Raw genomic sequence first — 12,039 nt, 5'->3', positions numbered from 1 at the left:
GTGTGAGAAGGGCGATTAATGCTTCGATTTCTTTGTTCTTGCCCAATCGATCACTGGTGAACAACATATCCATCGCGCTGAGGAACATGAAAACCCGAGGTTGGACGCCTCCACCTTCTGTTGCGACTGTCTCACTTTCCTCACGGTATAATTTTGCCAGCACGCGCAAACGTTCAAGACGCGGCAAACGAGAATGTTTAGCAGCAATGCTATCTTTTTGCCCCATGATTTCGATGACGAAAGACAAATAGCAGAGATAGTTATATAGCTTGATAAGAGCTGTTGAATTTGGATCTGTGGCTGCAAGTTTCCAAATTTTGGATTGGGTTTTCTTTAACCGCTCGGGATAATCTAAAATGGTCCAACGTTGTTGCCACAGGAACCTTTGTAAATACTTCCGCCCTACGTTGACCGTCTCCTTTTGTCCGCCAGCACTTTTACAGAACCGACTGAACGTACCGAGGGCTGCGATGCTGGCCAAAAGCGCATCGTCAATCATGTCATAGACAGACGCTATCTCGGATGAAAAGCTCAGGTTCACGAAGATCGCATCCGTGAAAAGAGGTGGCATATCCTCATGGTCCCACGCCGCGTGAATATAGCCGCTCAACCCCTTCGGCGTCGCCATTGCGGACATAAGAGAGCCCTTGCCCAACCCCCGATGTGCGGCGATCGTATAAATGCGGCGCCCTCGGTCAGTTTCGAATTTTTTCCGCATCAACCGCTCTCGGGCTACCGCAGAAATAAAGGTGTCATGGGTGCGCACACCGGTTCTATTGGGGTTGTCGAACCTGCTCGGCTTATGGACCCATAGGGGGAGTTTCTCTTCATCTGAATCCGCTTCGATAGGAAGAGCCAACTGCTTTTCCGCGTTTTCCAAAGTCGTAATCGTATTGTGAATTCGGTGCCGTACATGACGGCGCGGCATGGAAAAACTCTGATGCTCTTTAAGCACACCCAACCGTTCGAAACGCGCACTGCGATAGGGCGGACATTGTCGCCAATTTTGCCACCATCTTTGATGTTCCGCTTGTAGACCAGCCAAAGCCGCATTGAGCGAGGCAGTGATAATTGCACCATAAATACCGTCAAGCATCGCCAATCGTGCGGACAGATCACGTTTGCCGACTATGTCTTGCGGTTTGGATTTGTCATCAACTGTCATGTGCAGGACAGAATTCAAACGCTCCAAGTAGAACCTTAAATAAGGTTCTCCATCGAGGCACTCGGCTCTGTTTACTACGCGAACAGTCTTTTCTTGTTCATTGGCACCGCCGCGAACAGTGGTAAACAAGGGTGAAATTAATTTGGTCTTGTTTGGGTTTGCGAACTCAAAATCGCCCGGCTTTAGGTCTCTCCTCCCCATAAGGATCGGCAAAGCATGCTGGTCTTTATCAAAACCTAAATGCGCTTGAACAAGATCTTCTCCGAAGATCCCGACTTTACCTTCAAGGTAATCAAGGGTTTTCTCTGCCCGTTCTTCGTCGCTCAGTTCCGAGCCCAGACCCGCTGAAAGATCACCATCCTTAAGACGTTGCTTGGTGAGATCAGTAAGCGCTCGCACCAGCGCAAGAATACGATGCAGCCAATCAATTGAACATAAGTCAGGATCACCCCCATCTTTGGGGATTTTTACTGCTCCGCTACCGTAAAATATCGTATGAACCCCATATCGAATATAAAGACCCGACGAGAATTTCGCACGGCGCGAAAAACCATCCTCAGCTGGGACAAGGGCAATCGCATTATAGCCCGTGTTGTGATCTCGGTTCGATGTGAATTGACGAAGCGGACGCAGCAGATCAGCCTCATTCATTCCAAGACCCACGAACACCAAGGGATTGGCTGCAAACGCCATGCTGATCGCTTCATCAACGGTTTCTCGGTTCTCATCTTCTTGAAGATAGAGCTCCATATAGTCGTGTTCGTTAATGACCAGACGCCCGCTCTGCGTCGCACGCCCATGGAGATGATAAACCCCATAAGCCGCGCCATCGCGCCCGCCCGCGAATGAAATAAGCTCCGAAGCAGCGCCGCGCTCAAATGCCAAATCACGAAGAGCTGCTCCGACCCCGTCATACCGAAGATCACTTTGCGCCATCCGTCCCATGTCTGCGACATGCTCATCCGTGTCATCCACAGCGAAGTTACGAAATCCGACATCTTGAAAATAGCGCTCGATCTCGAAGTCATAGTTGAGCGTCATAAAACGGTGGATATTCAACCCATCAACCAACTTAGGAAGCGGATCCAATCGGTCAGCGACAATCGATCTGCGGGATGTGAAATTTTCTGGTTTGATTTCTTCTATCGTTAGCGTTTTTGGCCGACTTTCCAGACGCATCGCAACACTGACAAGAAACCGCGATGTCGGCGTGAGCAAATACCGCTGACCAGATGGTGATGGGTCTTTCTTAGTGCGGTCAAAATAAGCCTTCAGATACACGACCAACGCGCTTACTTCAGCTTCCCATGCAGGCTGACCCTTGATACGAGACAGCAATTCTTCCAATTCGGTAATGCAATTTTCCAAAGTAAATGCCGAAAGCACTTTGTAACGCTCTGAATCCTGTCGGATTCCCGGGACATTACGTGACAGCGAACGAGCATTATGAATATCGAGTTCAACGCGTAGTTTGTCACGTTTATTTTGGTACGTATCGTTCACATATGCCGGATCGCCGACTTCATGCGGATGCCTTAACCCCTCCAGTAAAAGATGCTCTGCATGGGCGCACTCATCGACCAAAAGACTTTTGGCCATGTCTTCTATCGATAAACGCGACTCGGGTTTATGCGCGATACGAAAATAGCGTAGGAATGATTTCGTAAAACCTCCTCTTAGAGAGCCGCAGTTAGAAAGCACATTTTGTACTTCGAGCGCTGCGGAAGGCAGGCTCTCGAGTACGTTTGCGAGTTTTTTGACTCTTTTCTTCTCTTTTGGGTCTTTCTTTTTTATTGCCTCAAGCGGCGCACCATTCTCTTTGCACTCCAAAACACCGGTGCGTGTTTTTTTCAAAGCGACCTTGCTGTTCGTTTCTTCCAAATCGACAAAAAGTGGCGTGTATTGCCGCAACAGTGTGTGCAATTGCTCCGCGACCTGAAACTGAATGGGAGCATCTTCACCGCCCGGGAATCCCCCATCATCGTCATTCGCGTGTTTAAAGAGCCGATGAAGCTTGAGGATCTCTTTTCTTGCAAACTGGACAGCTCGCTCACGGTTCTTGAGCCAACCTAGAATATTATGACGATCTATTTTTTCGTCGACACCTTCAAAGCCCACATCAGCAAGTGTCGTCAAAATATGAGATTGTTTTTCTGTTAAGCGTTTCGCTTTGGTAACTTCCTCAATTTCTTTAGCTGTAATACCCTTCCGATAGTGCATAAGGGCAGAAATTTGTTCAATTCGATTGAGCGATTCTTGACTCAAATCTTCAAACGATTTTGCGAATTGCTCAATGGCACCAAGTTGGGTTTTCTTCCAATCACGCCAAGACATTCGACCATAAGCCATCGACAGTCCTGAGCCAACAAAACCCGTCAATCGTTTGGTGTTAATCCCTTGAAAGAAAAGTTGTTTACCGCGACCTTCAATAAGGTTCATGTCCAGCGTGTCATCTAATTGATGAACGGTATACGGCCAATCTCTTAGCTCTTCACGTTGCTTTAGAAAGAAATCAATTTTCTCGTTATCACTCACTCCGATGCCCCCCAGCGACGAAATGTTAAGAGGCTAGTTCAATTGGTGATTTCAATCAACAAATTACAATTTTTACTTGTTATTCCTTTTCAATGATTCAAATCAACAATCAGAATAATCAAAAAAAGTGACGCTAGTACGCCCCACAAACATACAGCATTGAGGGGCGTAATTTAGCTTTGATATATGTCTTTATGTCAGGCTTAGAACAATGCTGATACTGACAGCGACAAGGTTCGACCAGGGGATTTACGTGTCGTCGATGACAAATGGCTAGTGTAGTCGAGGTTGAGCGCGTTCTCTACGCCAAAGCGAATTTCCGTGCCTTCCAATGCGCCATTTTGCGGACGATAGGTCGCTCGAAGATTGTGGATTGTGTAGTCATCAAGCGCATCGCCAGAAGAATCCCGGTTGTCACGCGCGTGCGCGATTTCCCAGCTGAGGTCGAGCTTGTCGTTCCACTTTTTACCAATCGTCAGACCAACAGTATTCGCCGCAGAATTGCGCCAGTCATCGCTCGTTCCATTGTCATAATACTCTGTACCTGTGCCGAAGTGACCGGCAAGATCAAAGTAGAGACCGCTTGAAAGGCCGTAAGATGTCTCAAGCTCAAACCCTTGATTTTCGACGCGGGACAGGTTCGCACCCACAGCACTTGGTGCAGAATAGCTGGTGATGTCGCTCAAAGAGGTTTTGTAGAAATTCCCTTTGATCGAAAAGTTATCGCCTGGTGTGAACACGCCATTGCCACCATAAGACGCCCCAATTTCATAGGTCGTTGCCTTTTCAGTCGTGTTCATCTTTTCAAGCGCCGTCGCGGAAGAACCGAGATCATCAATGATCGGTAGGCCTTCGGTATAGGCCGCGCTCGCGAAGACGGAGAAACCGCTCTGCCATTTATAAGCCAGCGATGCGCCGCCCATGAAAGCATCGTTTTCGAAAGTGCCAAAATCACCGGCGCTGGTGACTTTTGAACGCTCATAGCGCAAGGCGGGTGTGAAGGTGAAACCACCCGTCGTCATTTCATCAATCAGGAAGATCGCTTGGCGATTATCCGTCCCGCCCGGCGCCGCGGTTGGGTTATCTGCGCGTTCTTTATGAATGAGCTCAACCCCCGCCCGCAGATTGTGAGACAAGGCGCCCGTATCAAACTTGGCCACGTTTTTCAGCGTGAGTTTGGTTGTTTGATACCGTTGATTGGCGTTCACAGTGCTAGACAAAAAGGCAAAGGATGGTGTGCCCTCTAAGATCGAAGACCCGGGTACATAGCTATAATCGATCTTCTGATCTGCATAGCTCAGCACCGCGCTCAGATCGATCAGATCGTTGTCTTCAGGGTTAAACCGATACTGCAAAGAGACCTGAGACGTGTCAGTTACACGGTCCACATTCCCAAACACGCCCCCCGTCGTTGCAAAGGTGTCGTAGGGCACATCGTTGTCGTCCGCGAGCGTGCGTGTGTAGGACAAAGCAACAGAATGCTCATCCTCATTCCCGAATTTGAACGTCCCTTTGATCAGACCAGAGGGCGTCGTGAACGCGCTGTTGCCAATGACATCCCCTGCCCCGTCCACTAGGTCATCTTGCGTACGATAGGTGTAATTCGCTAAAAATTCCGCGCGCACCGAAGGTTGCCACGCAAGCGTTGTAGAGCTGACAACGCCGCTGCCGTTTGTGGAGGCTTCAATCGTTTGCCCTACTTTGAAGCCAACCGCGCCGTCTGTGAAATCAGAGGCGTCTTTGGTTTCCAACTTCACAACGCCGCCGACAATCCCGGAGCCATATTCAAAGCTGCCGATCGTACCCCGCAGAACCTCGACGCGACGATAGAGGAACGGGTCCGTAAAGAGCTGCGTGCCAATGCGATAGAGCTCCTCAGATCCAACTGAAGCACCATCAACCAAAATCGCGATCTTCTGATCAGAGCCATAGGTCGTATTCGCGCCAAATCCGCGAATATTGATGCCAGACCCTTGCGGCGTTGTACCATTAACCAACGTCACGCCGGGAACAGAATCTATCAACTGCGCGACTGTTTTCGCTTGGCGATCTTCAATTTCTTCCGCGTCGACAACGGTAGAGGCTGTGCCTGTCCCCGTCTGCAAATCGCGTTTACCGAATGTCAGGAACAGCGTTCCCAGCGATTCTACTGTTTGTTGTGCCGCGACTGGGCTTGCCAGCATCGCAAGGCAAATCAGCGCAGTTGTCCCACGCATCCGATGTAGTAACATTTGAAGTCCCTCAAGTGTTTTATGTTGTGAAATCGTGGCTCGCGGAGGGCTAGCGCGGTAAAATATGCTAAAAGACAGCGCATATTCACTTTCGACTTGAGTCTGATATTTAATCCGATTAAAACAGTCAAGTAAATTCAAATAGCCAATCGTTGTACGTCAGCGTTAGCCAACCTCACCTCACATTTGAGAAGGATGGCACATGACGACGCCTTTATCCCCGAACGACATACGCATCGCGGCATCAGAAAACCCGAAGCTGCGCGAAAAAGATCTGGCGAAAAAGCTCGGTATTACAGAGGCGCAATTGATCGCCTCATTCACCGGCCTGAATGTCACGCGCATCGATGCCAATCCTGACACGCTCATTCCGGCTGTTTGCACCTTTGGCGAGGTCATGGCCCTGACGCGCACTGGTGACTGCGTGCACGAAAAAGTTGGGGAATATGGTAATTATCACCCTGGCAAACATGCCGCCATGACTCTCACTGAGCATATCGATCTACGCATTTTTCCTGCGCAATGGGTGCATGGCTTTGCGGTCGTCAAAGAAAAAGAAAACGGGCTACAGCGGTCAATTCAGGTTTTTGATGCTGCTGGCGATGCAATTCATAAAATCTACTTGCGCGACGATTCCGATGTTGCTGCCTATGACGAGGCGATTGCAAAGCTGGCGACGGGGGAAACGTCGCAACCGCTTGATGTTGCCCCTCGAAAAGCGCCTGAACCTGCCAAAGCCGACCCAGCAAAGGCAGACATTCTGCGCGCAGAATGGGACAAGCTCACCGACACCCATCAGTTTTTGCGCCTGTGTAGCAAGCTCAAGATGAACCGTCTCGGTGCTTATCGCATCGTCGGCGCACCCTATGCCCGTTTGCTTGATCCAAGTGCTGCGAACGAAATGCTGCAAAGGGTTCAGAGCAGCGGCATCGAAATCATGCTGTTTGTCGGCAACCGTGGCTGCATCCAAATTCACACTGGCCCGCTCAAGAATTTGCGTATGATGGGTCCGTGGCAAAACGTGATGGACCCCGATTTCAACCTGCATCTCAGACTCGACACGATTGCAGAAGTTTGGGCCGTGACCAAACCAACGCAGCGTGGTCCGGCGGTTTCATTGGAAGCCTTCGACAAAGAGGGCGCGCTCATCTTCCAAGCCTTTGGCGTCGGTAAAGAAGGCCGCAATTCGCGCAAGGAATGGGGCGAGATCATCCAAACACTGAACACAATAGAGGAAGCGGCCTGATGCGTCTTTTCAAAGAACCCCTTGCCCGTCTCGTTACAGCCAAAACAGCGAAATTCTATGCTGTACTTTCGACCTTACTTGTTCTTGGCGCAGCTGTGTTTTCTCTCAAGGAACCCGCTTATGCCGAAAACCGGCAAGCGGATGTGCTGTCCATCGGCGGCTCTGTGACAGAGATCATTTATGCGCTTGGGCAAGAACATCGCCTTGTCGCGCGCGATGTGACCTCGACCTACCCTACCGCAGCGCTCGACCTTCCCAGCGTCGGCTATATCCGCGCGCTTTCACCTGAAGGGGTGCTGTCGGTCAATCCTGATATGATCATCTCGGAAGAAGGCGCAGGTCCACCCGAGGCCCTGAGCGTACTCAAGGAGGCGGCCATTCCGTTCATCGAAATTCCCGATGGTTTTGATGCAAACACCGTCTCTGCCAAGATCAAAGCCGTCGGCGCCGCCCTAGAGGTAGAGGCAGAGGCAGACGTGCTCGCCGCTGATATCCACGCACGGATCGCCGCCGCCACTGCGCGCGCCCATGATCTGACAGACACACCAAAACGGGTGATGTTTGTTCTAAGCACCCAAGGCGGGCGCGTCATGGCCGCAGGCACGGACACCAGCGCCGACGCAATCATTAGTCTCTCAGGCGGTATCAATGCGATCGAGGGGATCAGCGGTTACAAACCCATTTCAGACGAAGCGATTGGTCTCGCAGCGCCAGAAATCATCGTGATGATGGATCGACGCGGCGATCACGCAGCCAGCGATGCAGAGTTTTGGGCCATGCCCGCCATCAAACTCACGCCCGCCGCTGAGACCAAATCAATCGTGCGCATGGATGGCTTGCTCCTGCTTGGCTTTGGTCCACGTGTTGCCGACGCTATCGAAGAGCTTAGCAACGCAATCTACGGAGGCACCTGATGGCTATTGCCTCGCTCGACGGCGCATCCCACACGCCCCCCAAAACCCGCTTGTCGCGCGCGCGGCAGATGCATTGGCTCTTGGCAGGGTTCCTCTTGCTCACCTGCCTTGCCAGTCTCCAAATCGGGGCCTCTGAGGTAACACTCAGCAGTGTCGCCACAAAACTGATTGCAGGCGAGTCGCTCAGCCGGATGGAGCAGGTGATCCTATGGGATATTCGTTTACCACGTCTCGCCATGGGCATTCTCATTGGCGGTGCTTTGGCTGTTTCTGGTGCGATGATGCAAGGTTTGTTCCGCAATCCACTTGCTGACCCCGGCATTGTGGGCGTTGGTGCGGGCGCTGGCCTCGGCGCAATTATCGCCATTGTGCTGGGTGGGTTCCTACCCGCGGCTTTCCTTGGCACGTTTAAAAACCACCTTATCCCCCTTGCTGCCTTCCTTGGCGGTTGGGTGTCGACGATCCTGCTTTACCGCGTCGCAACGCGTGGCGGGCGTACGTCTGTGGCCACGATGCTTCTTGCAGGAATAGCGCTTGCGGCTCTTGCTGGCGCGGTGTCTGGCATCCTTGTCTACATGGCCGATGATAAACAATTGCGCGACCTTACCTTTTGGGGTCTTGGGTCCCTCGCTGGTGCAAGTTGGACCAAACTCTTGGCAGCCGCGCCGCTCATAGCGCTCTCATTCGGTGCCTCCTTCTTTCTGGGCCGTGGTCTCAACACGCTCGCCCTTGGCGAAGCGACCGCCGCTCACATCGGGATCGACGTGCAACGCATGAAACTCATCGCAATCCTGTCTGTCGCATCCGCCACAGGCGCTGCGGTTGCGGTCTCCGGTGGCATCGGCTTCATCGGTATCGTCGTGCCTCATCTGTTGCGACTCGCGACTGGCCCTGATCATCGCACCTTGCTGCCTAACGCTGCGCTGCTTGGCGCTAGTTTGTTGATCCTTGCCGACGTCATTTCGCGATCAATAATTGCACCCGCAGAACTGCCGATAGGCATCGTCACCGCCGTGCTAGGGGCGCCCGTCTTCCTTTGGATTTTGCTGCGACAACGTGGATGGGCCGACGGATGACCCAATTTAGGGCATCCAATATCGCCGTTTCCATCGGACGCACCGAAATCTTGTGTGGTGCAGACTTTGTTGCAAGCGCCGGCGAGCTAACCGCGATTGTTGGACCTAACGGATCAGGTAAAACAACGTTGCTCAAATCCCTCTGCAATGACCTTGCCTACGACGGGAGTATTAAGATCAATGGAACTGACATCGCCGAACTAACGCCCTGGGATCAAGCGGCGCAGCGCGCTGTTCTCGCACAAAGCAATGTGATCGCCTTTCCCTTTACGGTGATCGAAGTTGTGCAAATTGGTCTGCGCGCAGGCACGTCAGGCCAGCATGATGATCTTCCTATGCAAGCGCTGCGCAAAGTCGGTCTGGCCCATTATGCGCATCGCAATCTGCAAGAACTGTCAGGTGGCGAGCAACAGCGCGCCCACCTTGCCCGCGTCTTGGCGCAAGTCTGGGAACCTGTGGTAAACAACGCGCCGCGCTGGCTCTTGCTTGATGAACCTGTCGCAAGCCTCGACATCGCGCATCAATTGCAGGTCATGCGCCTTGCCCAAAAGTTTGCACAGGCGGGTGGCGGCGTGATCGCCGTCATGCACGACCTAAATCTGACAGCCATGTTCGCCGATTCAATCGCCGTCGTGGCCGAGGGCAAGGTCATCTCCCAAGGCGGGACACGCGATGTGATGACCGACGACATTCTCTCGCGCGCTTATGGCTGCACTTTGCGCGTCGGATGCGCGCCGAGCGATGGAACACCCTTTGTTTTGCCCCATGTCGCACAAACCTGAACACACGAAACGATAGAAAGAACCCTATGTATATCGCCATGAACCGTTTTAGCGTTGCTCTGGAAAACGCAGCCGATTTTGAAGTCCTTTGGCTTAACCGGGAAAGCCATCTAGACCAGATGAAGGGGTTCGTGTCCTTTGACATGTTGAAAGGCCCAGAAACCGACGGCGTGATCCTCTATGCCTCCCACACTGTTTGGGAGAACGAGCAAACCTTCCGCGATTGGACCCGCTCTGCGCAATTCCGCGATGCTCACAAGAACGCAGGCCAAACCGGAAAACTGCATATGGGGCATCCAAGTTTTGAAGGCTTCAACGCTATCCAATCTTTCAAAGCAGAAGCGCGCCCATGAACCCCACAACCCCATTCCGATCGGCAAGCGTTTTCAGGAGTTTCAATGAAGAGTTAGCCAAGGCCTTCTATGTGGATTGGCTTGGGTTCACGATTGATTTTGAACACCGCACATCGCCAGATGCACCACTCTATCTCGGGCTACACCTCGGTCAGTTCTCGTTGCATCTGAGCGAGCATTATGGCGATTGTGCCCCTGGTGGCATGGTGATGATCTGGCTGCCAAACCTAACGGATTGGCACAGCGAGATCATTGCAAAACCCTATCCGAATAATCGTCCGGGATTGGTCAACGAACCTTTCGGGCTTTGCATGACGCTGAGCGATCCATTCTTTAATCGCCTGCGGTTTGTGCAATCGGGTACTGCCTAAAACCTAGAGTGACAAAAATTCTATCAAGTACACAAATCGCTCTTGCGTTATCTGACTAAAATAGTAAGAAAAGATAAATCAAGCAAGTCACACCCGATGTGCTGCGCCAGATTCCCAATTACAAAGTTTCGAGTCGGCCTGCTGCTCTTTAGTGCATATGCACAGCTTTGCCGCCGCTGGCTCGGAAACGATTAAAGAGTGCCGCGAAGCTTGTATCTCTGTTCCCCCGGGGTGCGGCTTCAGTGGCGCTCTTTATTCTGAGTAAAAAACTAAGACTTTGACAGTTACGTTCTACAACAATAAGAATATGAAAAACCCAGCCATGCTGTCGTTGCCGATTCCGCAGAGCCAAAACAGAAATTCGATGTTTTAAAGGCACTGCACATGCACCTCACATCACCTATCAAACTATGCGCATTGCTCGCGAGCCTCGTGGCGCCCAATACCGCCCTGGCACAAGACATCGACCTAACAGGTAAGATATCTGTCGAGCTTAACGCGGCCGACCCCGTCGCTGATAGCGCGCCGCAAGCCTGCACGCTCAGTTTCTTCATTACCAACGGCATGGAACACACGCTTGACAGTCTCGTCGTAGAAACGGTGCTCTTTGATGCAGCGGGCAAAGTTGATCGCCTCACGCTCTTTGATTTTGGCGCCCTACCCACCGCCAGACCGCGCGTGCGCCAGTTCGCCGTTCCCAATCTCGCCTGTGACAACATCGGGCGCATCTTGATCAATGGCGTTCAAAACTGCGCTGGTGGCACTGCGGATAACGCGTCATGCGGCGATGCATTGTTGCCATCCTCCCGCACCAATATTGAGGTCATAGGCTAATGAATTTCGCCCTCGACACCCTGCAACGCATCTATGATCTGGGTGGCCCCGTCGTTTTGATCCTGCTTGCCGTCTCAATCATCACATTGGCGGTTGTCCTCTATAAAGCATGGCAGTTTTCCGTCTCCGGCGTCGGACGTCATCGCGCCCTATCCGAAGCGTTAGACGCATGGGACACCGGTGATCGCATACATGCTCTCAACGCCTTGGGACACTCGACGAGCTACCTCGCCCCTGTGGTACAAATGGCCTTTGACGCGCATCAAACCCCAAGCGCGGCACGGCTCGAAGCTGAGGCCGAAACGCAATTTGCAAAGCTCGAAAAAGGCCTACGTTTTCTGGATACCGTGGCGCAACTTGCACCACTGATGGGCCTGTTTGGCACAGTGCTTGGGATGATATCTGCGTTTCAATCCCTGCAGCAGGCGGGTGCTCAGGTTGATCCTTCAATCCTTGCGGGCGGCATTTGGGTCGCCTTGCTCACAACTGCCGTCGGCCTTGTCGTGGCGATGCCCACGGCGGTCGTTCTGAG

10 protein-coding genes are annotated in these 12,039 nt (G+C 52.2%); 8 read left to right on the top strand and 2 right to left on the bottom strand.

Annotated features, from left to right (window positions below; translation table 11 throughout):
- Positions 1-3,700 (bottom strand): SIR2 family protein (locus tag ABJQ89_RS11285; protein ID WP_348496333.1); only part of this gene is annotated, 3,700 nt, incomplete at its 3' end.
- A gap of 203 nt (positions 3,701-3,903) precedes the next feature.
- Positions 3,904-5,931, bottom strand: a complete 2,028-nt coding sequence (locus ABJQ89_RS11280) for a TonB-dependent receptor (protein ID WP_348496332.1) — start codon at positions 5,929-5,931, stop codon at positions 3,904-3,906.
- 202 nt (positions 5,932-6,133) lie between these two features.
- Here ABJQ89_RS11280 and ABJQ89_RS11275 point away from each other — a divergent pair, with 202 nt between their 5' ends.
- The 8 genes from ABJQ89_RS11275 to ABJQ89_RS11240 form a co-directional block, all read left to right on the top strand.
- Entirely contained in the window at positions 6,134-7,177 is a 1,044-nt protein-coding gene (locus ABJQ89_RS11275; RefSeq protein ID WP_348496331.1) for a ChuX/HutX family heme-like substrate-binding protein, read from the top strand.
- Positions 7,177-8,091 (top strand): ABC transporter substrate-binding protein, encoded by a 915-nt coding sequence (locus ABJQ89_RS11270; protein ID WP_348496330.1) that lies wholly within the window; start codon positions 7,177-7,179, stop codon positions 8,089-8,091. Before ABJQ89_RS11275 ends, ABJQ89_RS11270 begins: the two co-directional genes overlap by 1 nt.
- A complete protein-coding gene (locus ABJQ89_RS11265) occupies positions 8,091-9,167 on the top strand; it encodes an iron ABC transporter permease (RefSeq protein ID WP_348496329.1) in 1,077 nt (358 codons plus the stop codon). Before ABJQ89_RS11270 ends, ABJQ89_RS11265 begins: the two co-directional genes overlap by 1 nt.
- Positions 9,164-9,949, top strand: a complete 786-nt coding sequence (locus ABJQ89_RS11260) for a heme ABC transporter ATP-binding protein (RefSeq protein WP_348496328.1) — start codon at positions 9,164-9,166, stop codon at positions 9,947-9,949. The genes ABJQ89_RS11265 and ABJQ89_RS11260 overlap by 4 nt, the downstream gene beginning before the upstream one ends.
- Positions 9,950-9,975: 26 nt before the next feature.
- On the top strand, positions 9,976-10,302 hold the full coding sequence (locus ABJQ89_RS11255; protein ID WP_348496327.1) for an antibiotic biosynthesis monooxygenase: 327 nt from the start codon (positions 9,976-9,978) through the stop codon (positions 10,300-10,302).
- Positions 10,299-10,673, top strand: coding sequence for a glyoxalase superfamily protein (locus tag ABJQ89_RS11250; RefSeq protein ID WP_348496326.1), 375 nt, complete (start codon positions 10,299-10,301; stop codon positions 10,671-10,673). The genes ABJQ89_RS11255 and ABJQ89_RS11250 overlap by 4 nt, the downstream gene beginning before the upstream one ends.
- 384 nt (positions 10,674-11,057) lie before the next feature.
- A complete protein-coding gene (locus ABJQ89_RS11245) occupies positions 11,058-11,507 on the top strand; it encodes a hypothetical protein (protein ID WP_348496325.1) in 450 nt (149 codons plus the stop codon).
- Positions 11,507-12,039, top strand: a 533-nt coding sequence (locus ABJQ89_RS11240) for a MotA/TolQ/ExbB proton channel family protein (protein WP_348496324.1), incomplete at its 3' end; no start/stop codon positions are given. The genes ABJQ89_RS11245 and ABJQ89_RS11240, both read left to right, overlap by 1 nt.

It is taken from the genome of Planktotalea sp. (assembly GCF_039984035.1).
GTDB lineage: Bacteria > Pseudomonadota > Alphaproteobacteria > Rhodobacterales > Rhodobacteraceae > Planktotalea.
The sequence above is the reverse complement of the archived record's forward strand: the minus strand, read 5'-3'. Positions and strand labels throughout refer to the sequence as shown.